The 21761-nt window shown below is 75.6% G+C and carries 20 protein-coding genes; 9 read left to right on the top strand and 11 right to left on the bottom strand.

Going from position 1 to position 21761, the window contains the following annotated elements; translation table 11 throughout:
• The first annotated feature begins 58 nt into the window (after window positions 1-58).
• The 3 genes from ACFYNX_RS29615 (at window position 59) to ACFYNX_RS29605 (ending at window position 2827) form a co-directional block, all read left to right on the top strand.
• A complete protein-coding gene (locus tag ACFYNX_RS29615; RefSeq protein ID WP_365541827.1) occupies window positions 59-997 on the top strand; it encodes a dihydrodipicolinate synthase family protein in 939 nt (312 codons plus the stop codon).
• A gap of 61 nt (window positions 998-1058) precedes the next feature.
• Window positions 1059-2063, top strand: a complete 1005-nt coding sequence (locus ACFYNX_RS29610) for a proline racemase family protein (protein ID WP_388665711.1) — start codon at window positions 1059-1061, stop codon at window positions 2061-2063.
• Between the two features lie 80 nt (window positions 2064-2143).
• Window positions 2144-2827 (top strand): GntR family transcriptional regulator, encoded by a 684-nt coding sequence (locus tag ACFYNX_RS29605; protein ID WP_365541823.1) that lies wholly within the window; start codon window positions 2144-2146, stop codon window positions 2825-2827.
• Between the two features lie 150 nt (window positions 2828-2977).
• Here the strand turns inward: ACFYNX_RS29605 and ACFYNX_RS29600 are convergent, their stop codons facing one another.
• Window positions 2978-3256, bottom strand: coding sequence for a GlsB/YeaQ/YmgE family stress response membrane protein (locus ACFYNX_RS29600; RefSeq protein ID WP_388665858.1), 279 nt, complete (start codon window positions 3254-3256; stop codon window positions 2978-2980).
• A 282-nt stretch (window positions 3257-3538) separates the two neighbouring features.
• Between ACFYNX_RS29600 and ACFYNX_RS29595 the strand changes: the two genes are divergently transcribed.
• Entirely contained in the window at window positions 3539-5278 is a 1740-nt protein-coding gene (locus tag ACFYNX_RS29595) for a putative Ig domain-containing protein (protein ID WP_388665709.1), read from the top strand.
• A 60-nt stretch (window positions 5279-5338) separates the two neighbouring features.
• On the opposite strand, the gene ACFYNX_RS29590 is transcribed toward ACFYNX_RS29595, so the two are convergent.
• The 10 genes from ACFYNX_RS29590 to ACFYNX_RS29545 all read right to left on the bottom strand — a co-directional run bounded on the left by ACFYNX_RS29590 (window position 5339) and on the right by ACFYNX_RS29545 (window position 16834).
• A complete protein-coding gene (locus tag ACFYNX_RS29590; RefSeq protein WP_388665707.1) occupies window positions 5339-8098 on the bottom strand; it encodes a LuxR C-terminal-related transcriptional regulator in 2760 nt (919 codons plus the stop codon).
• 94 nt (window positions 8099-8192) lie between these two features.
• Window positions 8193-9704 carry a long-chain fatty acid--CoA ligase gene (locus tag ACFYNX_RS29585; RefSeq protein ID WP_388665705.1) on the bottom strand — a complete coding sequence of 504 codons (1512 nt, stop codon included), beginning with the start codon at window positions 9702-9704 and terminating at the stop codon, window positions 8193-8195.
• On the bottom strand, window positions 9701-10492 hold the full coding sequence (locus ACFYNX_RS29580) for a 4'-phosphopantetheinyl transferase (RefSeq protein ID WP_388665856.1): 792 nt from the start codon (window positions 10490-10492) through the stop codon (window positions 9701-9703). Before ACFYNX_RS29580 ends, ACFYNX_RS29585 begins: the two co-directional genes overlap by 4 nt.
• A gap of 20 nt (window positions 10493-10512) precedes the next feature.
• Window positions 10513-11400, bottom strand: coding sequence for an alpha/beta fold hydrolase (locus ACFYNX_RS29575; protein ID WP_388665703.1), 888 nt, complete (start codon window positions 11398-11400; stop codon window positions 10513-10515).
• Window positions 11401-11537: 137 nt separating this feature from the next.
• Window positions 11538-12497, bottom strand: a complete 960-nt coding sequence (locus tag ACFYNX_RS29570) for a beta-ketoacyl-ACP synthase 3 (RefSeq protein ID WP_388665701.1) — start codon at window positions 12495-12497, stop codon at window positions 11538-11540.
• On the bottom strand, window positions 12494-13387 hold the full coding sequence (gene fabI / locus ACFYNX_RS29565) for an enoyl-ACP reductase FabI (RefSeq protein WP_388665699.1): 894 nt from the start codon (window positions 13385-13387) through the stop codon (window positions 12494-12496). Before fabI ends, ACFYNX_RS29570 begins: the two co-directional genes overlap by 4 nt.
• Entirely contained in the window at window positions 13387-14661 is a 1275-nt protein-coding gene (locus ACFYNX_RS29560) for a beta-ketoacyl-[acyl-carrier-protein] synthase family protein (RefSeq protein ID WP_388665697.1), read from the bottom strand. Before ACFYNX_RS29560 ends, fabI begins: the two co-directional genes overlap by 1 nt.
• Window positions 14654-14908 carry an acyl carrier protein gene (locus tag ACFYNX_RS29555; protein ID WP_125668427.1) on the bottom strand — a complete coding sequence of 85 codons (255 nt, stop codon included), beginning with the start codon at window positions 14906-14908 and terminating at the stop codon, window positions 14654-14656. Before ACFYNX_RS29555 ends, ACFYNX_RS29560 begins: the two co-directional genes overlap by 8 nt.
• A 46-nt stretch (window positions 14909-14954) precedes the next feature.
• Window positions 14955-16079, bottom strand: coding sequence for a radical SAM protein (locus ACFYNX_RS29550; protein WP_388665695.1), 1125 nt, complete (start codon window positions 16077-16079; stop codon window positions 14955-14957).
• 35 nt (window positions 16080-16114) lie between these two features.
• Entirely contained in the window at window positions 16115-16834 is a 720-nt protein-coding gene (locus ACFYNX_RS29545) for a Phenylacetic acid catabolic protein (protein WP_365541803.1), read from the bottom strand.
• A gap of 419 nt (window positions 16835-17253) precedes the next feature.
• On the opposite strand from ACFYNX_RS29545, the gene ACFYNX_RS29540 reads away from it, so the two are divergent.
• From ACFYNX_RS29540 to ACFYNX_RS29520, 5 genes are all read left to right on the top strand, one after another.
• Window positions 17254-18480 (top strand): PLP-dependent aminotransferase family protein, encoded by a 1227-nt coding sequence (locus ACFYNX_RS29540; RefSeq protein WP_365541801.1) that lies wholly within the window; start codon window positions 17254-17256, stop codon window positions 18478-18480.
• 101 nt (window positions 18481-18581) lie between these two features.
• Window positions 18582-19088 (top strand): PaaI family thioesterase, encoded by a 507-nt coding sequence (locus ACFYNX_RS29535; RefSeq protein ID WP_388665692.1) that lies wholly within the window; start codon window positions 18582-18584, stop codon window positions 19086-19088.
• 83 nt (window positions 19089-19171) lie between these two features.
• Window positions 19172-19603, top strand: a complete 432-nt coding sequence (locus ACFYNX_RS29530) for a cell division protein SepF (protein WP_125667861.1) — start codon at window positions 19172-19174, stop codon at window positions 19601-19603.
• A 520-nt stretch (window positions 19604-20123) separates the two neighbouring features.
• Entirely contained in the window at window positions 20124-21218 is a 1095-nt protein-coding gene (locus ACFYNX_RS29525) for an ATP-binding protein (RefSeq protein WP_388665854.1), read from the top strand.
• 56 nt (window positions 21219-21274) lie between these two features.
• Window positions 21275-21628: a nucleotide pyrophosphohydrolase gene (locus ACFYNX_RS29520; RefSeq protein ID WP_365541922.1), complete on the top strand. Its 354-nt coding sequence runs from the start codon at window positions 21275-21277 to the stop codon at window positions 21626-21628.
• Window positions 21629-21761: the final 133 nt, after the last annotated feature.

Here is a 21761-nt window from a genome sequence, read left to right as displayed (position 1 = left end):
TCTTGTGGCCCGTCGGCCCATCAATAAAATGTCACACACCACACAAGGGAGTCCTTCCATGGTCAGCGAGCAAGCCCCCGAGCGATCCTCCGCGCCGTCCCCCGCACACCGCGACCGCCCGTGGCGCGGGATCATGGTCGCCACCGCCCTCCCCCTGCGCGACGACGGCTCCGTCGACCACGACGCCTACGCGCGCCACGTGGCCCGGCTGATCGCCGAGGGCTGCGACGGAGTCGTCCCGAACGGCTCCCTCGGCGAGTACCAGACGCTCACCGACGACGAGCGCGCCCGGGTCGTGCGGACCGCCGTCGAGGCGGCCGGGGACGGGGCCCGCGTCATGCCGGGCGTCTCCGCGTACGGCGCCGCCGAGGCCCGCCGCTGGGCCGAACAGGCCGCCGAGGCCGGCGCCGGCTCCGTCCTGCTCCTGCCGCCCAACGCCTACCGGGCCGACGAGGCGGCCGTACGCGACCACTTCGCCGCCGTCGCCGCCGTCGGCCTGCCCGTCGTCGCCTACAACAACCCCCTCGACACCAAGGTCGACCTCACCCCCGCCCTCCTCGCCCGGCTCCACGCCGACGGCAGCGTCGTCGCCGTCAAGGAGTTCAGCGGGGACGTCCGCCGCGCCTACGAGATCGCCGAGCTCGCCCCCGGACTCGACCTGCTGGCCGGCGCCGACGACGTCCTCCTCGAACTCGCCCTCGCCGGCGCGGTCGGCTGGGTCGCCGGCTACCCCAACGCCCTCCCGCGCACCTGCGCCGCCCTCTACCGGGCCGCCGTCGCCGGGGACCTCGACACCGCCCTCCCGCTCTACCGGTCCCTCCACCCGCTCTTCCGCTGGGACTCGAAGACCGAGTTCGTCCAGGCGATCAAGCTCTCCATGGACCTCGCCGGACACCACGGCGGCGTCTCCCGGCCGCCCCGGCTGCCGCTCGCGCCCGAGCAGGAGGCCGCCGTGCGGGCCGCCACGGAGAAGGTCCTCGCGGAGGGCCACGCGTAACCCCGTTCGCGCCCCCGTCCGTCACCCCGCCCGTCCTCACGACACCGACAGAAGGGGACCCATGCGCACCCGCCACGTCTACCACGCGGTGGACTCCCACACCGAAGGCATGCCCACCCGGGTGATCACCGGAGGCCTCGGGACGATCCCCGGCACCACGATGGCCGAGCGGCGGCTCCACTTCGCCGAGCACCTCGACCACCTCCGCACCCTCCTCATGTACGAGCCGCGCGGCCACGCGGCGATGAGCGGCGCGATCCTCCAGCCGCCCACCCGCCCCGACGCCGACTACGGCGTCCTCTACGTCGAGGTGTCCGGGCTCCTGCCGATGTGCGGCCACGGCACCATCGGGGTCGCCACCGTCCTCGTCGAGACGGGCATGGTGCCGGTCGCCGAACCCGTCACCACCGTCCGCCTCGACACCCCGGCGGGGCTCGTGAGCGTCGACGTACGGGTGGAGGACGGCGCCGCGAAGGCGGTCACGCTCACCAACGTCCCCTCCTACTGCGTCGGCCTCGACCTCAAGGCGGACGTGCCCGGGTACGGCACCGTCACCTACGACCTCGCCTACGGCGGCAACTTCTACGCCTTCGTCGACCTCGGCGCCCTGGGACTGCCCTTCGACCGCGACCGCAAGGACGACCTCCTCGCCGCCGGACTCGCCGTCATGGCCGCGATCGACGCCGGACCCGACCGGCCGGTCCACCCGGAGGACCCCGCCATCGCCGGGATCAAGCACGTCTACCTGGCCGCGCCCGGCTCCGACGCCATCCGCTCGCGCCACGCCATGGCCATCCACCCCGGCTGGTTCGACCGCTCCCCGTGCGGCACCGGCACCAGCGCCCGCATGGCCCAACTGCACGCCCGGGGGCTGCTCGCCCCGGGTGCCGACTTCGTCAACGAGTCCTTCATCGGCACCGAGTTCACCGGCCGGATCGTCGGCGAGACCACCGTGGGCGGGCTGCCCGCCGTCGTCCCCACCGTCACCGGCCGGGCCTGGATCACCGGCACGGCCCAGTACTTCCTCGACCCGGACGACCCGTTCCCGGCCGGCTTCCTGCTCTGAACCGGGCGGAGAGGAGTGGCCCGGACGGCGAAACGTGACATTGTACGATGCTCCTCCGTGACTTCTCGGAGGACGCACGCATGGGTGACCTGAAGCAGTACGGCCTCGTCAGAGCGCAGGAACGGCTCCGCGACCAGGTCGGGCACGCCCTCCGCGCGGCCCTGATAGCCGGGGAGTTGCGCCCCGGCCAGGTCTACTCGGCCCCCGGCCTCGCGAGCGACCTCGGCGTCTCCGCGACCCCGGTCCGCGAGGCCATGCTCGACCTGGCCCGGGAGGGCCTGGTCGAGCCCGTCCGCAACAAGGGCTTCCGCATCACCGAGGTCAGCGAGCGCGACCTCGACCAGTACACCGAACTGCGCACCCTCATCGAGGTGCCCACCGTCGGCCGGGTCACGAAGACGGCCGCGCGGGAACGCCTGGAGGAACTCCGCCCGGTCGCCGAGGAGATCGTCGCCCGCGCCCGCGAGCACGACCTCATCGGCTATCTGGAGGCCGACCGCCGCTTCCACCTGGCCCTGCTCGGCCTCTCCGGCAACGAGCGCCTCGTCGAGACCGTCGGGGACCTGCGCAAGCGCTCCCGCCTCTACGGCCTGACGGGCCTGGACGAGGCCGGACTGCTCGTCTCCTCCGCCGAGGAGCACGTCGAACTCCTCGACCTCATGATCGCCGGGGACGCGCGCGGGGCCGAGGCCTGCATGCGCCGCCACCTCGGCCACGTCCGCTCCCTGTGGGCCGAGGGCCGCGACGGGCCGGCGGGCGCCTGACGCACCCCGTCCGACGGCCGCCTGACGCACCCCGCCCCGGCGGCCGCCGGGCCGGTCGGCCGTCCCGACGACCGGCGGGAAACGCCGACGGCTCCCGCCCTGCGTGCAGGGGTGGGAGCCGTTCGGGAACCGACGTGCGGTCTGCGCGGGTTACGCGTGACGGTGCGAGTGACGGTTGCCGGTGACGAGGCGGTAGAGGGCCAGCAGGATGACGGAACCGACGATCGCGGCGACCCAGGTGGAGATCTCGAAGAAGCCGTCGACGGAGTCCACACCGAAGAGGACCTTGCCGAGGAAGCCGCCGAGCAGACCGCCGGCGATGCCGATGAGCATGGTGATGATGAGGCCGCCGGGGTCCTTGCCCGGCATCAGGGCCTTGGCGATGGCGCCGGCGATCAGGCCGATGAGGATCCACGCGATGATGCCCACGATGCTTCTCCAGTCCGTCACATAAGGAACTTGTCAGTTCTTCGTCTGGACCAATCGGGCTCGCGTAAACGCCCCGCGTCGGAAAAAACTTCGCGCCGGTGCTCCCGTGCCCCGCGGACAGGGCGGAGAACGCTCCCGGGACGCAAGGGAGTTCCCCGCTGTTCACGACGGCCGACGACCCCCGAGGCTGTGCCCAGTCCCCGGCGGCGGGGCGCCGGACGGAATCCCCCTGGTGCCCGTCCGCGCCGGCCCCCTTCCCCCTCCGCGAAAGGGAACGCTCCCATGCGTCCAGTACGGCACCGCCCCCTCCTCACCGGACTCGCGACGGTCACCGCCGTCGTCGGGCTCGGAGTCCTCCCCGCCCACGCCGGTCCTCCGGCTCCGTCCCCCACCGCCCCGGTGCCCGCCGACGTGCGCGCGGCGATGGGCCGCGACCTCGGTCTCTCCGCCGAGGGCGTGCGCGACCGGATGGCCGCCGAACAGGCCGCGGAACGGGTCGCGACCGCCGTGCGCGCCACGGTGGGGGACCGCGTCTCGGGACTGTGGTTCGACGCCTCCGACGGGCGCCTGCACGCCGCCGTCACCACCGGCGCCGACGCGGACGCGGTCCGCCGGGCGGGAGCCGTCGCCCAGCGGGTCCGGCACTCCGCCGCCGCGCTCGACGCCACCGCCCGGCAGGTCGGCCGGTGGGCCGAGAACGTGCCCGGCCTGCTCTCCTGGGGACCCGACGTGCGCGGCAACCGGGTCGAGGTCGTCCTCGACCCCGCCCGGGCCACCGCCGCCACCGACGCGTTCAGGACCCGCCTCGCCGGCCTCGGCGACCTGGTGGGGGTCACCGAGTCCGGGGACGCGCCCCGGCAGCAGGGCGGGAACGTGGTCGGCGGGGAGAAGTGGGTGCCGGGCACGGAGAGCCCGTGCTCCATCGGCTTCTCCGTCACCCGCTCCGGCGGGACGAAGGCCTTCCTGACGGCCGGTCACTGCACCGACGACGCCGACCAGGCCGCCTACGGCAAGGACGGCACCCGCGTCGGCACCTCCAACAAGAACGGCACCGGCAGCGTCAACGCCGCGGAGGGCGACTTCGGGATCGTCGACGTCGACCGGGCGGACTGGCAGACGGCCCCGGCGGTCTCCGGATGGGGCAAGGGCGACGTCACCCTCACCGGCAGCGCCGAAGCCGTCGTCGGCACCGCGATCTGCCGCTCCGGCCAGACCACCGGATTCCAGTGCGGCGAGGTCACCAAGGTGAACCAGAGCGTCGACTACGGCAACGTCGTCATCAACGGCCTGTCCTACTCCAGCGCCTGCTCCGCCGGCGGCGACTCGGGCGGCTCCTACGTCACCGCGACCGGAGGAAAGGCCGTGGGCCTGCACTCCGGAGGCGGCAGCGCCACCTGCTCCTCGGGCAGCGGCGAGAAGTTCACCATCTTCCAGCCCGTGAACGAGGCCCTCGCCAAGTTCGGCGCCTCCCTGGTCACCTCGACCCCGCAGCCCGGCGAGGTCACCGTCGCCGCCGTCTCCGCCCGCACCAGCCCCACCGGCACGCCCGTCGAGCTGAGGAACAGCGCCGAGGGCGGCACCGCCCCCTACACCTGGTCCGCCACCGGCCTCCCGGCCGGCCTGTCCGTCGCCCCGGCCACCGGGACGATATCCGGCACCCCGACCACGGCCGGCACCTCCCCCGTCACCGTCACGGCCACCGACACCGCCGGCCGCAAGGGCTCCACCTCCTTCACCTGGACCGTCACGGCCCCCGGCACGGGCAGCCCGGTCCTGGCCGCCCCCGGCAACCAGAACCTCACCGTCGGACGCCCCTTCAGCCTCGCCCTCCGGGCGAGCGGCGGCACCGCGCCGTACGCGTTCTCCGCGACCGGCCTGCCCGCCGGCCTCGGGATCGACGCGGCGAGCGGGCTCGTCTCCGGCACCCCCACCGCCTGGGGCTTCCGCAACGTCACCCTGACCGTCACCGACGCGACCGGGAAGAAGGCGTCCGCCACGGCCACCTTCACCGTCTGGTCCTGACCCCCTCCGGCTCCCGCCCCCGGGCCCCGGTCCCGTGACCGGGGCCCGGGGCGCGCCCGTTCACACGCCCTCGCCGGGCCCCACGAGCGCGGCGAGCTCGGTGCGGTTGCGCACCCCGACCTTGCGGTAGACGCGGCTGAGCATCGCCTCCACCGTCTTGCGGGAGACGAACAGCCGGTGGGCGGCCTCGGGATTGCTCCTCCCCCCGGCGACCAGGCGGACGAGCAGCCACTCGCGCTCGGTCAGCCCGTACGCCTCCCCGCCGTCCGGACCGGCGGCCCCGGACGCGGAGCCCGCGAGGCGGGCGAGGTGCCCGTCCACGAGCGCGGACCACGGGTGCGCGCCCGCCCCGGCGCACACGGAACGGGCCCGCTCCCACACGGCCTTGGCCGTGGCGACCCGCCGGCGCCGGCGCTCGACCCGTCCCCACGCCAGCAGGGTGCGCCCCTGCTCGACGGGCCGGCCGAGGGCGGCGAACGCGGCGGCGGCCTCCTCGAAGGCGCCGGCCGCCCGGTCGAGGTCCCCGGCCCGCGCGAGGCACAGGGCGCGGGCCCGGGAGACGGTGGCGCGCGCGAAGGCGTGCGGGGCGTGGGCGGCGGTCGCCCCGTCCAGGCGGTCCAGCATCCCGTGCGCCCGCTCCAGGAGCCCGGCGGCCGCGAACGCCTCCACGGCGTCGGCCTGCCACCGCAGGGCGACGGGGTCGTCCGGCCGCGACGACCCCCCGCCGGCGGACAGCTCCTCGAAGGCGGCGAGGGCCTGCCCGATCCGCCCGCAGTGGAGGTGCACCGCCCCCGCGATCCACAGACCGCGCGTGGTGTGGAGCCGGTCCCCCTCCGACCGGGAGGCCCGCAGGGCCCGCAGGGCGTAGTCCCCGGCCTCCTCGAACGAACCGCCGTGACAGTGGACGAGGGCGGAGGTGTACCAGACGGGGCCGGGGGAGAGGTTCGCCTCCCGGGTGTACGACCGGGCCCGCGCCGCCCACGCCAGGGCGTCCGCGCAGGCACCGAGCCCGGCGTCGGCCTCGGCCAGGCTGCGGCACAGGTCGGTGAGGTCCTCCGCGCCCCCGGCGGCCTGCGCCACGGGAAGCAGGGCCAGCAGCGAGGTGCGCGCCCGCGCCAGGTGCCCGTCGAAGACGGCGAGCCGGGCCCCGAGGTACTCGGGACTGTTGGCGACCCCGAGGGCGTGCGGCGGCACCGCGAGGGACAGCGCCGACCGCAGGGTGGCGCGCGCGTCGTCCGGCCGCCCCAGCACGCGCTCCATGCGGGCGGCCATCGTCAGGGCGGCCGCGTGCAGGGCGTCGTCGCCGGCGCCGCGGGCCAGCGCGGCGGCGGTGCGGGCGTGGGCGAGGGCCCCGTCGAAGTCCTCCGCGGCGACGTTGGCCCGGATGGCCGCCCGCAGTTCGACGGCGGCCAGCAGGCGCGGGTCGTCACGGGCGGCGCCACGGGCCGCGGCGAACAGCGTCTCCGTGGTGGTCAGGTCCTGCCCGCAGGCGTCGACGACCGCCAGCAGCGCCTTCACCCGCTGCTCGGGAGCGCCGTGCTCGCGCACGAGGCACGCGGCCGCGCGGCGGGCGCCCCCGACGTCCCCCGCCGCCGCCGCGTCCAGGGCGGCCTCGGCGAGCCGTTCGGACCGCGGCCCCGGCAGGTGGGGCGGGGTCAGCCGCGCGGCGAGCAGCAGGAGTCCGGAGGCCAGGCCCCGGTCGCCCGCCGCCCGCGCGGCCACCGCGGCCCGCGCGGCGTCCTCGGCGGCCGGCCGGTCGGTCCCCTCCGTGGCCGTCGCCCGGTGCCACACGGCGCGCACCGGGTCGGACACCGCCGCGGCCAGGGCCTCGTGGTCACGGCGGCGCTCGGCGGCGGTGCCGGCCGCGGCGGCGGCGCGCGCCAGGGCCCGGGCGGAGAACCGCACGGCGGTCGGGCCGGTGCCGTCCGGGCCGTCCGGGGTGGTCAGCAGACCGGCGCGCACCGCGTGGGCGACGTGGTCGTGCGCCTCCCGGCGGCCCGCCCGGTACAGCAGGTCGGTGTCGGGCCGGTGCGCCAGGGCCGCCGTGCGCAGCGTCCGGCGCACCTCCTCCGGCACCGTGCGCAACCACGCGTCGGCGAGCGCGTCGGCCCGCTCCAGACCGTCGAGGGGCAGGGGCCCGAGGGGCCCGCCCCGCGCGGGCGGCCGCCGTGCCAGCCCTTCGCAACAGGCCGCGAGGAGGGCGCGGTTGCCGCCGCAGTGGCGCAGGACGGCCGCGCTCCAGCGCGCCGGGAGACCGAGCGCCTCCAACCGGTCGGCGACCTCCTCGTGTCCCGCCGGGGGCACCGGGACGACCGGCGGATGGCCGCCGAGCAGCTCCGCGGCGCGGTGCGGCGGCCCCACGGTCCGCTCCGCCGCGACCACCGCGAGGCGGTCCCGCCCCACCGCTCCGGCCGCGTGGCCCAGGACGTCGGCGCTGACCGGATCGAGCCACTGGACGTCGTCCACCGCCACCAGCGGACGCGGCGCCTCCCGCAGCGTCCGCGCGACGAGGACGCGCAGCCGCAGCCTGGTCGCGGCGTCGACCTCCCCGCCCGCGTACGGCAGGAACTCCTCGGAGAGCTGCACCAGACCCGAACAGGGCAGCAGTTCGTCCCCCGGCCGGTTGCGGACGCGCCGGACCCCGCCGCTCCAGCGCCGGCACACGGCCTCCAGGAGGGTGCTCTTCCCGGCGCCCCACGGCCCGTGGACGACGACCCCGCCATGGCGGGCGAGCAGCTCCGCCACCTCGCCGGCGACGGCGTCGGAGGCGTCGGGGACCGGGCGACGGCCGATGCCGCCCCCGGCGACGTCTGTGGTCATGGACGCACGCTAGGCGCCCCCCGGCTCCCCGGCCAGAGCACCGGCCCCTCCCGGGAGGGAACGAGGGACCTCCCCTACGCCGGTGGCGGGCGGATCAGCCGGGCTCCCCGCCCGGCGGGACGATCGCGCGCTTGAGAACCTTGCCCGTCGGCCCCTTCGGCAGGGAGTCGGCGAGCCAGATCCGGCGCGGATACTTGTGCGGGGCGACCCGCTCGCGCACGTGGGCCCGCAGCTCGGCGGGGGAGACGTACCGGCCGGGGCGCAGGACCACGGCGGCGGCGACCTCCTGGCCGTGGACCGGGTGCGGGACCCCGAGGACCGCCGCCTCCGCCACGTCCGGGTGGAGGTGCAGGACCTCCTCCACCTCCCTCGGGTAGACGTTGAACCCACCCCTGATCACCACGTCCTTCAGCCGGTCCACCACCCGGAAGTCGCCCCGGGCGTCCCGGGTGCCGAGGTCGCCGGTGTGCAGCCAGCCGTCCCGCACCGCCTCCGCCGTGGCCTCCGGGCGGCGCCAGTACCCCTTCATCACGTTGTGGCCCCGGATCACGATCTCCCCGGCCTCGCCGTCCGGCACCTCCTTGCCGTCCCGGTCCACCACCCGCATCTCCACCCCGTCGACCGGGACGCCGATCGTGCCGGGGACGCGCGGCCGGCCGATCCGGTTCACGCACGCCAGCGGGGACGACTCCGACAGGCCGTACCCCTCCAGGACCGCGCAGCCGAAGGCGGACTCGAAGCCCGCGTGGACCGCCACCGGCAGCGGCGAACCGCCGCACAGGCACACCCGGAGGGAGGAGACGTCGTACCGGGCGCGCTCCGGGTGCCGCAGCAGCAGCCCGTACATCGTGGGCACCCCGAGGAAGACCGTCACCCGGTCCCGGACCACGAGCGACAGCGCGCCCGCCGGGTCGAAACGGCTCATCAGGGTCAGGCAGGCGCCCACGGCCACCGCGCAGCCGAGCCCCATCACCTGCCCGAAGGAGTGGAAGAGCGGCAGCCCGCCGAAGACCACGTCCGGGGCCCCGAGCTCCAGGACCCGCACCCCCTCGTCGATGTTGCGCCGGATGTTCTCGTGGGTCAGCTCGGCCCCCTTCGGCTCCCCCGTCGTACCGGAGGTGTAGAGGACGACGGCGGTGTCCCCGGGCGCACGGGGCGTGACGCCCGGCGCGGGCGCGTGGACGGCCAGGAGCGCGGTGAACTCCGCCGGTTCGACCGCCAGGTGCGGGGTGCCGGCCAGGCGGGCGCCCTCGGCTGCCTCCCCGCCGTCCCCGGGCCGGGAGAGCAGCAGCGCCGCCCCGGCGTCCGCCAGGCAGTGCCGGACCTCCCCGGCGCGCAGGAGCGGATTGAGCGGGACGACGATCGCGCCCGCGCGCAGGATCCCGTAGTAGAGCGCGGCGAACAGCGTGCTGTTGGGGAGCGCGACGGCGACCCGGTCCCCGGGCCGCACCCCGCGCGAGCGGAGCAGCGCGGCGGTCCGGTGGGCGAGCCCGTCGAGCCTCCCGTACGTCACCTCGTCGGCACCGAGCCGCAGCGCGGTCCGGTCGGGGTGCGCGCGGGCGCTCCGGTCGAGCAGCGCGGGGACGGTTCCGTCGTCGGCGGTCATCGGGCGGACTCCTTCGGGGCCGTACGGGACGGGTGCGGGTGTCGGTGCGGACGCGGTACGGGGCGGGGGACGGCGACCGAGGTCAGGAGCAGGCCGTCGCGGACGAGCCAGCGGCCGCGGAGGAGGGACGGGAGACGGCACGGTCCCGGGGGCGTCCCCGGCGACGCCGGTTCCGGCGGCGGGACGAGCAGACGGGCCCGGAAGCGGCCGGTGGCCGCGGGGTCGTCCGTACGCGCTTCCGGGGGCGGCAACGGGTCCGGGGCGGCCTCCCACGCCACCTCGACGTCCTCGAAGCCGAGCCAGGCGCCGCCGTACCCGCTCCAGGCCTTGTAGACGGACTCCTTCGCGCTGAACAGCAGCCGGTCCCAGGCGATGTCCGGCCGCCGGGCGGCCAGTTCGCGCAGGTGCGCCGGCTCCGGGCCGAAGGCCACCGCCCCGCGCACCCCGGGCGGCAGGGGCGCGTGCGGTTCGGCGTCGATGCCGAGCGCGAGGAAGCGGGCGGCCGGTGCCACCGCCGCGCCCCGGAACCCCGCGCAGTGCGTGAGGCCGCCGACCGTGCCCGCCGGCCACGCGGGCGCCCCGCGCCGCCCCCGCAGGAGCGGGGCCCGGGGCACCCCCAGGGCGGCGAGGGCCCGGTGGGCGCAGAGCCGGGCCGTCGTGAACTCGCGCCGCCGGCCCGGCGTCGCGCGCGCCACGAGGGCGGCCTCCTCGGGGAAGAGCCCCGCCGGTTCGGGGTCGCCGGTCTCCTCGGCGCCGTACGCCCCCTCGGGCAGCAGCGCGCCGAGCAGCGGCGCCCCGCGCCGGGCGCTCACGCCGGGGCGCCCGACGCGGCCGACGCGCTCCGGCCGGCGTCCCCGGCCTCCCCGGCGGGCTCCGGGAATCCCGCCCAGGCCGCGATCCGCTCCACCAGGCCCGCGTTGTGCCGGATCCAGCGGAAGTGGTCCAGGTCCCGGCCGCCCGCGTCCGCCGTCCGGTAGGTCCAGCGCTCGACGCGGGCCGAGGGGAGCTTCGCGCACAGGTGGTCCACGGCCCGGGCCGGCGCGAGGGCGTCGTGCTCGACGTCCACGGCGAGCACGGGCAGGGCGACGCCCCGCAGCGCCTCCTCGTGGTCGGCGGCGTACCGTCCCGTCCTCAACTGCCGGGCCCAGTCCCGCATCAGGCCCACCGACTCGCGCCCGCCGAACCCGAGCCGGTGGCCCGGCCAGTACCCGAGCAGCTCCGCACCCGCCACGCAGAGCAGGCTCCGCGCGAGCCATCGCGCCCCCGAGGGGCCGAGCGTCCGCCACCAGGCCGAGCCGCTCGCCACCAGGACGACCCCGTCGAGGTGCGGCCGGAGCAGTCCGCAGTGGACCAGGCCGAGCTGTCCGCCGAGGCTGTGCCCCAGGATCAGCCGGGGCGCGCCGGGGAAGGCGCGTGCGACGGCGTCGAGGACGGCGCCGATGTCGTGCTCGACGAGCTCGCGGTAGCCGAACCGGACCCCGCGCGCCGGGACCGGGACGCTCTCGCCGTGCCCGCGCGGGTCCACCGTCACCACGGTCGCCCCGCGCCGGTGCAGCGCCCGCGCCAGCGGGGTGTAGTGCCGGGCGGGCGTGCCCATCGCGGGCAGCACCACCACGACCGGGGCGGTGGGCTCGGGGCGCGCGTGGACGCGGACGACGAGCCGGGCGCCGTCCGGGGCGACGGGCTCGGCGAGCACGGGGAAGGGAGCCGCCTTCGTCCCGCCCAGGACTCCTGCCGCCTTCCCGGTCCTCGTCCCGTCCCCTGCCGTTTCTCCGGCCTTCGTCCCGCCCCGGACCCCTGCCGCCTTCCCGGTCCCCACCGTCTCCTCGCTCCTCACCCCTCCTCCAGGCGCCATCCGATCACCCCCGCGCCCCAGGTGATCCCCGCCCCGAACGCCGCCACCCCCAGCAGGCCCGACCGGCCCAGGCGGCCCTCCCCGCGGGCCTGGTGGAGGGCGATCGGGATGGAGGCGGAGGAGGTGTTGGCGACCCGGTCGACGTTCAGGTAGAGCCGCTCCGGCGGGACGCCCAGCTCCTTGCCCACCGCCCGGACGATCCGCGCGTTGGCCTGGTGGGCGACGAACAGGTCCACGTCGTCGGCGGTCAGCTCCCGCCGCGCGAGGACCTCCCGGGCCGCCGCGCTCATCTTCTCCACGGCGTGCACGAAGATCTCGGGGCCGTCCATCCGCAGCTTCCGGTCGTACCGGTCGGCGTGGAGCAGCGGGACCAGGTTCCCGTCCGAACCGAGCCGGAACGCGGGCGCGGGCACGGCGTCCGGGGTGGCGCCGGCCACGTCCGCCACGACCACCGCCCCCGCCCCGTCGCCGAGCAGCACCGCCGTCGACCGGTCCTCGTGGTCGGTGATCCGGGTCAGCGCCTCCGCGCCGCAGACCAGGACGGTCCCGGCCCGGCCGGACTCGATCAGGGCGACGGCGTGGTCCAGGGCGTACACGAACCCGGCGCAGGCCGCGTGCAGGTCGAACGCGGCGGCCCGGTCCGCGCCGAGCCGCGCGGCCACCTCCACGGCCAGACCGGGCGTGGTCCGGTCGGGGGTCGTGGTCGCGACGACGACGTGCCCCACGTCGGCCGCCGTGCGCCCCGACCCGGCGAGCGCCTCCCGCGCGGCGGCCAGGGCGAGATCGGCCAGGTGCCCGTCCTCGGGCAGGAAGCGGCGCTCCCGGATGCCGGTCCGCTTCACGATCCACGCGTCGGAGGACCCGATCGCCTCGAAGTGGCTGTTGGGCACGGTCCGTTCGGGCAGCGCGGAACCGGTGCCGACGATCGCGGCGGTCACGGGCGCTCCTCCCGTGCGGTACGGGGCGGGGCGCCGGGCCCCGGCGGCTCACCGGCGGCCTGGGCGCCCATGCGGACGGCGTGCATCCCGCCGTCGGCGTGCACGATCTCGCCGGTGACGGCCGCCGCCAGGTCCGAGAGCAGGAACAGGACGGGGCCGACGAGCCGGGCCGGATCGGTGCGGTTCCAGCCGAGCGGGGCCTCCTGCTCCCAGCGGTCGGCGATCCGGTCGAAGGTGCCGACCGCCCGCCCGGCCACGGTCTCCACCGGCCCGGCCGCCACCAGGTTGACCCGGATCCCGGAGTGCCCGAGGTAGAGCGCGAGGTAGCGGCAGACCGAGCCGAGCGCGGCCTTGCCGACCCCCATCCAGTCGTACCCCGGCCACGCCCCCGACGCGTCGAAGTCCAGGCCGACCACGCTGCCCCGGGCCGGGCCGCCGCCCCCGCCCTGCCGCAGCAGCGGGGCGAGCGCGGTGGTCAGCGAGTGCAGCGAGAACGCCGCCGTGCGCAGGGCGAGCGTCGCGTCCTCGACGGAGGTCGTGAGGAAGTTGCCGCTGAGGGCGGACCTGGGCGCGGCGGCGATCGCGTGCAGCACGCCGTCCACCGCGCCCCAGCGGCGCTCCAGCTCCTTCGTGAGCCCGTCCAGGTCCTCGGGGCGCGTCACGTCGAGTTCGAGGACGTCGGCCGGGTACGGAAGGCCCGCGGCCGCCGCCTCCGTGATCCGCCGGGTGCGTCCGAAGCCCGTGAGGAGCACCTCCGCGCCCGCCTCCTGGAGCGCGCGGGCGGTGTGCCAGGCGATCGAGTCGTCGTTGAGGACCCCGGTCACCAGATAGCGGCGCCCCGCGAGGCCGAGCGGGTCGGGGGCGTGGTGGGAGTCGCGGGACGCGCGCATCAGGACCGTCCTTCCGCGGCCAGGACCAGGGCCGCGTTGTGTCCGCCGAAACCGAACGAGGTGGAGAGCCCCACGAGGACCCCCGCGCCGCCGTCGGACGCCCCTTCCGCGCGTGCGGTCAGCTTCCGTGCCGCCCCGCGGACGAGGTCGAGGCCGCCGAGCGCCGGGTCCGGCCGGCGCAGCCCCGCCGTCGGGGGCGCCGTGCCGTGCCGCAGCGCCTGGAGGGTGACGATCGCCTCGACCGCGCCCGCCGCGCCGAAGAGGTGGCCGAGGGCGCCCTTGGAGGAGGAGAGCGGCAGCCCCGCGAGGACGCCGGCCCCGAGGGCGTGCCGCAGGGCCTCGCACTCCAGGCGGTCGTTGAGGGCGGTGCCGGTCCCGTGGGCGTTCGCGTACGCCAGCTCCCCCGGCTCCGTCGCCGCCTCCCGCAGCGCCAGCGCGACCGCCCGCGCGGCCGGGCCGCCGGTGGGGTCGGGGGCCGTGACGTGATGGGCGTCGGAGGTCGCCCCGTACCCCCGTACGGTCCCGAGGACCTCGGCGCCCCGCCCGGCGGCGCCGGACGCCGTCTCCAGGACGAGGATCCCGGCCCCCTCGCCGATGACGAAGCCGTCCCGGTCCCGGTCGAAGGGCCGGGCCGTCCCGCCCGGCGAGAGCGCGCCGGCGTTGGCGAACGCGGCGGCCACCAGGTCGGAGACGGCCGACTCCGCGCCGCCGGCCACGACGGCGTCCGCCGCCCCGGCGGCCAGCAGCCGCATCCCCGCGCCGACGGCCTGCGCGCCGCTGCTGCACGCGGACGCCACGCAGAGGCTCTCGCCCCGGAAGCCGTACCGCATGGAGAGGTGGGCGGCGGCCGCGTTCGCCATCATCTGCGGGACCATCAGCGGCGACACGAACTCCGCGCCCTCCGTCCCGTACACCTCGCGCTGCGCCTCGAAGGAGGCCGTGCCGCCGAGCCCGCAGCCGATGACGCAGGCGACCCGCTCGGGCCGCCACGGCGGGGCGCCGCCCGGCCGGAGGCCCGCCCGCGCGAGGGCCTCGCCGGCCGCCACCAGGGCCAGGTGGGTGAACCGGTCGGTGCGGCGCACGAGCGCGCGCGGCAGGTGGTCGGCGGGCGCGAAGACCGCGTGCCGGACCGCCGGGCGGCTCCCGGCGGCGGCCGACGCGCCCGCGACGGCCCGCTCGTGGAGGACGTCGGCGCCGACGCCCAGCGGGGTGACGGCGCCGAACCCGGTGACGACGACCGCCTCCCGCGCGCGGGGCCGTGCCGCGTCACTCAACTCCGGCCTTCTCGTAGCAGAGTCGGAGGATCTCCCCGACGGTGTCGATCCCGTCGAAGTCCTTCGTGCGGACCGGCACGCCCAGGTCCCGCTTCACGGACTGCGCGAGCTCGACCATGTCGAGCGAGTCGATCTCCAGGTCGTCCAGGGCGGCCCCGGGGCGCACGTCGGAGGCGTCGACGCCGAGTTCGACCAGGGCGTCGGTGATGAACTGCTCGATGGTGGCGCGGTCCAGGGTGTCGGACATGACTCTCCCGTGCGTGTGGGGCGGCGGAGGGGGAAGGACGGGGAACTCAGGAGGTGTGCTCCGGGGGGAGCTTCGAGGCGTGGTACGGCGACCAGTGCCACTGGCGCCAGTAGCTCTCCGCGATCTCCACCCACTCCTCCAGGCGCTCGGCGCTGTCCAGGAAGCGGGCGGCGCTCACCACCAGCCAGCTATAGACGGCCTGGCTGTCGCGGCAGCCGCCGCAGTCGCCCGAGGTGCAGCAGAACTGCAGCGACTCGTAGTCGGCGCCCCAGGCGGCGAAGCCCGGGATCACCGGATTGCCGTTGGCGACCCGCTCCTCGTGGTCCGGGTGGTCGACGCTGAGGCTCGGGCAGACGTCGTACCCGAAGCGCGCGCCCCAGTGCGAGGTGCCGGTGATCAGGCTGCGGATGAAGTACGGGTGGCTGACCACCGCCTCCGGGTACGCCTCCTTCACCCGCAGCGCCTCCTCCAGGACCCGCCGCTCGTTCTCGATCCGGATCGGGCTGTCGGTGCCGTGCTCGCTGTAGAAGTTGAAGGTGACGAGGTTGCCGTTCTCGGCGATCCTGCGGACGGTCGGCTCCAGGTACCGCAGCCCCGCCTCGGAGAGCGCGAAGATGAACAGCACGCGCGGGTCGTCCCGGTAGTGCGAGAGCGCCGTGTCGAACAGGCCGGTGAACTTCGACCCGTTGACCCGGATGGCCCGCAGGTCGTCGTCGAGCGGCCCGCCGCCGAAGATGCTGACGGCCACGGCGATGTGCTCGAAGCCCTGCCGGGGCATCGGCCGCAGGCCGTTGGTCGAGATGGTGATGTACGGGAGCTCCTCGACGAACGCCTCCACGCGCTTGAGCACCAGGGTCGGCTCGCCGCCGATCAGGGTCGCCTGGTTGACCCCCTCGTCCCGCAGCCGGCGGGCGAAGGACCGGATCCGGTCCACGTCCGACAGCTCGCGGACGGCGGTGTCGAAGCCGCCCTCGAAGTACCAGCAGCCCTTGCAGCGGATGTTGCACGTGTTGGTGAGGTGGACCTCGCAGGAGCGGACCTCGCGCCCGAGCCGGCGCAGCCGGTGCAGCCGGGGGGCGAGGTCGGGCCGTTCGGCCAGGAGCGCGGCGGTGCGCTCCTTCGCCTCGCGGCGGCCGAGCGGACGCGGGGTGATGGTCAGGGGGGTGGCCATGGACGGGACTCCTCGGTGTTCCTCGACGGGAACTGCTACTCGGGGACCTTCAGACCGAGGCTCTTGATCCGCGGGGTGACCTTCTCCCGCCAGATGTCGCGCGCCTCGCCGTTCGTGGTCTGCCGCAGCCCGAAACGGACCGCCAGCTTCGCCCTTTCCGACCGCGGGCTGCCGAAGATCCGGACGAATCCCGGCCACAACCGGTCGAGACCCCGCTGGAGTTCCTCCCGGCCCTCCTCGGTACGGGCCAGATTCCGGCAGACCCGGGCGCCGTGGGCGATGTGGATCTTCTCGTCGAGAATGATCGTGCGCACGGCCTCGGCCCACGGCTTGTAACTGCTCTGCGCGAATTCGGAGATCATCACCATCGCGGTCTCCTCGCCGATGTACGAGAAGATCCCGCGCTCCGCCCAGGTGGTGCAGGTGTGGAACTCGTGACCGGCGAAGAGGTCCCGGTCGGCGAGGCGCTGCTTCTCCATGTATCCGGTGTCGATGCCGATGTCGGCGAGGACCCGCTTGCCGATCTTGTAGTGGTCGTACTCCTCGACGGCGCGCTCGGCGCACACCTGCCGCTCCTCGGCGTCCGGCGCCAGCGGCAGGAACACCTGGATGTAGTCGTCGGCCCCCGAGAGCTCGCCCTCGGTGTTCACGATCATTCCCCGGACGGCGATCTCCCGGTACTCCTCGGGCATGGCGAGGAATTCCTCGGGAGTGCGGACGACGACGACCTCGTCGGCGGGAAGGAAAGATGCCATGGTGATCCACTCGCCTCGCTCGTTCGACTGCGACCAGGAGCCCGCGGACCTCGCGGTGGTGGAGCGGGGGAACGGTATCCACGACGCTGTCTCCCATCAATGAGACCCCGTACCGGAATGGCCGATTTCCCGGAGGCGGACGCCCCGCGCACCCCTTTCGATCAAGGGCGGACCGTAGCGCTTCGGACAGCACCGGAGAAGATCGAAGAGGGCACCCTTTCCGGTGGCGACCAGCGGAGAGGAACGGGGGAGGGGGATCTTCCGAATTCGGTCCGCGCGGCCGGAATCCTGCGGCCCGCAGTGTGGCCGGAACGGACCCGGAATTCCCCCGGAGACGGCCCCGGAGTGCGTCAACTCGGTCACGCCGGGCGCGAATCGAACGACCTGGACACCGCCTTGAATCTCTATATGCTGACGCCATGCTTTCTGCCGCCTCCACGCCCGCGAACGCCGCCTCCGCCACCCCCTCCGCGCCCGTGCCGGCCGCCGCCTCCCGGCTGGCGAACGTCGGCTCGTCGCCGGTACGGGAGATCCTGGCGCTCACGGCGCGACCCGAGGTGATCTCCTTCGCCGGGGGCCTGCCCGCCCCCGAGCTGTTCGACGTCGCCGGGATGCGGGACGCGTACGACCGGGTCTTCGCGGAGAACCCGCGGCACGCGCTCCAGTACTCGACGACCGAGGGCGACCCGGAGCTGCGCACCGCCGTCGCCGAGCGGCTCACCGCGCGCGGGCTGCCCACGGGCGCCGACGACCTGCTCGTCACCACCGGCTCGCAGCAGGCCCTCACGCTGCTCACCACCGCCCTCGTCGAACCCGGCGCCGTCGTCCTCGTCGAGAACCCCTGCTACCTCGCCGCCCTCCAGACCTTCGGCTTCGCCGGCGCCCGCGTCGTCCCCGTGCCCACCGACGACCAGGGCCTCCTCCCGGCCGCCCTGGAGGAGATCGCGGCCCGCGAGAAGCCGACCCTCCTCTACGTCGTCCCCACCTTCCAGAACCCCACCGGCCGCACCCTCCCCGCCGAGCGGCGCGCCGCCGTCGCCGAGGCCGCGGCCCGCCACGGCTTCTGGATCGTCGAGGACGACCCGTACAGCGAACTGCGCTACGACGGCGAGCGCGTCCCCTGGATCGCCGCCGATCCCGCGGCGGCCGACCGCACCGTCCTGCTCGGCTCCTTCTCCAAGGTGATGGCCCCCGGCCTCCGGCTCGGCTACCTCCGCGCCCCCGCCGGACTGCGCCGCTCCTGCGTCATCGCCAAGCAGGCCGCCGACCTGCACACCTCGACCATCGACCAGGCGGCGGCCGCGCGCTACCTGCGCGACAGGGACCTCGACGCGCACGTGGCGGTGATCCGCGCCGCCTACCAGGAGCGCAGGGACGCGATGCTCGAAGGCCTGCCGGCCGCGCTGCCGGAGGGCAGCCGGTGGAACAGGCCGGAGGGCGGCATGTTCATCTGGGCGTCCCTGCCCGAGGGGTACGACGCCACGGAGCTCCTGAAGACCGCCGTCGGCCACGAGGTGGCGTACGTGCCGGGGGCACCGTTCTTCTGCGGCGACCCGGACCCGGGCGCCATGCGGCTCTCGTTCACGACGCACTCGCCCGACGAGATCAGGGAGGGCCTCCGCAGGCTCGCCAAGAGCTTCGCCTGATGACGGGGGCGGGTGCGGGGGCGGGGGCGGAGGTGACGGTCGTGGGTGCGGGTGCGGGTGCGGGTGCGGGTGCGGGTGCGGGTGCGGCTGGGGGTGTGGATGTGGGCGCGGTCGTGGGCGCGGCGGCCCCCGCCCCGCTCTCACCGGACGAGCTCAACGCCCTCGTCCGGCGTCAGTTCCCCGACTACACGGCCTGCCGGGTCACCGAGGCGAGCGGGACCCACCTGCTCATGGAGGCGGACGGGGCGCGGCTGCGCACCCGGCCCGGCGGCACGGTCTCCGGACCCGAGCAGGCCGGACTCGTCGACCTCGCCGCCTTCCTCCTGATCAACGCCCGGCTCGGCCGCCCCACCCCCATGGCGCTCACCACCTCCCTCCAGATCAGCTACCTCAACCGCCCCCGGCCCGGCCTCCTCCGCACCCACGCGCGCATGGCCAAGTTCGGCCGGCGCCTCTGCGTGGTCCTCGCCGAACTCCGCGACGAAGGTGACGAACTGGCGGCCTCGGCCACCGTGACGTACTCCGTCCCGCCACCGGCCCGGAACGAGCCGGGAAGCGGGTCGGTGAACGGGCGGGGGAGCGGGTCGGGGAGTGGGCCGACCGGGTGAGCTTCGGGCCCGACCGGCCGCCACGCCGTCATCACGTCGTGTCGTTGTTGGGCCGAACGGGTGAGGAGCGGGAGGATGGACCCATGAGTAGGTACGAGAGGTACGACGTCACCGACGAGCAGTGGGAGGGCCTCGCGCAGGTCGTGCCCCTGCGCGGCCGTGACGAATGGCCGTCCAGGGTCGACCACCGCACGATCCCCGAGCAGTACGAATCCGCCGAGCAGCGCCGCATGGTCGTGCTCCGCGTCCAGGTCTTCGCCGACGCCCGCGAGGTCGCCGAGTACCTCATCGCCCAGATCCCGGTGCTCCTCGATCTGACCGGCGCCGACACCGAGGTCGCCAAGCGGATCCTCGACTTCAGCAGCGGCGTCGTCTTCGGGCTCGGCAGCGGGATGCACCGCGTCGACCGGAACGTCTTCCTCCTCGCCCCGGCGGGCACGGAGGTCGAGGGCGCGGAGGGTGCGGACGAGGAGGAGGTCGTGGGCGGCCGGGCCGCCGGCGTCCCCCGATCGTAGGAAGGTCCCCCCGGCGTAACGGTTCGTCGCGGAAAGGGCTGCGTACGGTCCGGACATGGACCTCACCTGCGGCTCCGCGCTCGCCAGCACGTCGAAGAACCGCCCCTCCGACCCCGCTTCCCCCGCAGCTCCCGCTTCCGTCCCCGACGCCGCTCCCGCTCCCGGCGCCGTTCCCTCCTCCGACGCGGTCCCCTCTGCCGGGCCGCGCGTCCCGGAGGCCCGCACCTCCGCCGCGCCCACGCCTGCGTCCGCGTCCGTACCCGTGTCCGTGCCGGCGTCGGTGTCCGTGCCGGCGTCGGTGTCCGTGCCCGCGTCCGTGCCCGCTCCCGGGAGGGGCGCTCCCCTTCCGCGCGTCACCCGGCCCCGTGCCCCGGTCCCCGAGGCGCGGGGCCCGGTCGTACCGGAAGCCCGGGAGACTCAGGAGGTCCGGGAGTCCCGAGGAGCCCGGGAGTTCCGGGAAGGGCAGGAGTCCCGGGAAGGGCAGGAGGGGCGGTCCGACGCCCGGCCCGCCGTCACCGAGTTGCGCCTCTCCGCGTTCGCCGGCCGCCGTTCCGCCACGCACGCGCTCGGGCCCGTGACCCTCTTCGCCGGGCCCAGCGGCAGCGGCAAGACCACCACCCTGCGGGCGTACGAGGCGCTGGCCCGGCTCTGCGCGGGCGACCCGCTCGACGAGGTGTTCCCGGACGCCGCCGACCTCGTCCCCGAACGCGCCCGGCCCGACGCCCAGGGCCGGCGCGGCTTCCGCATCGGGTGCACCGTCGACGGACCGTGCGGCCCCGTCCGCCTCGACCTCGCCGTGCAGGCCGAGCCCCGGCTCCGCATCGTCGGCGAACGGCTCACCGCCCGGGGCCGCACCCTGCTCGCCACCGCCCTGCGCGACCCCGGCCGCAGCACCGTCCAGGCCGAGTGGCACACGGCGGGCGCCACCCCCGTCACCAGGGCCCCGCTCCCCGACGACCTCCTCGGCACGGCCCTGCTGCCGCTGCGGGTCGCCGGCAAGACCCCCGGCCAGTTGGAGGTCCTGGCCGCCGCCGAGCAGGTGGTCGTCGGGCTGCGGTCCGCCTTCGCCTGCGACCCCCGGCCCGACCGGATGCGGGCCCCCGTGCCGCCCGGCGAGGGGAGGCTGCGGCGCGACTGCCGGAACCTCGCCGAGGTCCTGCACCGCACCCACAACGACTGCCCGCGCCGCCACCACCGCCTGGCCACCGTGGCGGGAGCGGGCTGCGCGGGGACCGTCACGGGGCTCGGGGTGCGGGAGCTCCCGGAGGGCACCGTCCGGACGGTGCTCGAACGGGGCGGCCGGCCCGAGACCCCGCTCGGCCGCCTCGGCGACGGCGAACTGCGCTACCTGGCGCTCGCCCTCACCCTGCTCACGGGCCCCGGGGTCCTGGAGATGGACCGCGTCGCCGAGGTGCCCGACGCCATGCAGAGCCTGACGCTGCTGGCCGACGGCCTCGACCGGGGCCTGGACCGGCGCCAGTCGGGCGGACTGCTCCGCCTCGCCGTGGAGATCGCCGGGGACGGGCACATCCGCCTCGCGGGCACGGTGGGGGACCGGACGGCGGCGGAAGCGCGCCGGACGCCCGGGGTGACGGTGGTAGACCTGGACGGGTGACGGACGAGAACACGAAGAACGACGGTGTGACGGACGGCGACGCGACGGGCGGCGGTGTGACGGACGACGGTGTGGCGGGGCTCCGGCGCAGGCTGGTCGCGTTCGCGGCGGCCCGCGACTGGCAGCCCTACCACACGCCCAAGAACCTGGCGGCGGCCCTCAGCGTGGAGGCGGCCGAACTCCTGGAGATCTTCCAGTGGTTGACGCCCGAGCAGGCCGAGCGGGTGATGGAGGACCCGGAGTCGGCCCACCGGGTCGCCGACGAGGTGGCGGACGTGCTCGCCTACCTCCTCCAGTTCTGCGACGCGCTCGGGATCGACCCGCTCGCGGCGCTCGCGGCCAAGATCGACCGCAACGAACTCCGATTCCCCGCCAAGCGGCGGGGCGGAGGGGGTGAGGAGGGCTCCTGAATCAAGATCGTCACTCTTCGGAGTGATCGACTTTTCCCCGTCAGGCTTCCTGTCCACAGATTTCCGAATTCCTCTGGTGTTTGGGCTCAGGCTGTCTCACTCTGGGTAATGACTGAGTGGGTGGCAAGTCGTG

The sequence above is a fragment of the Streptomyces sp. NPDC007872 genome, assembly GCF_042868165.1.
Taxonomy (GTDB): Bacteria; Actinomycetota; Actinomycetes; order Streptomycetales; family Streptomycetaceae; genus Streptomyces.
This window is presented reverse-complemented; position numbering and strand designations above follow the sequence as displayed.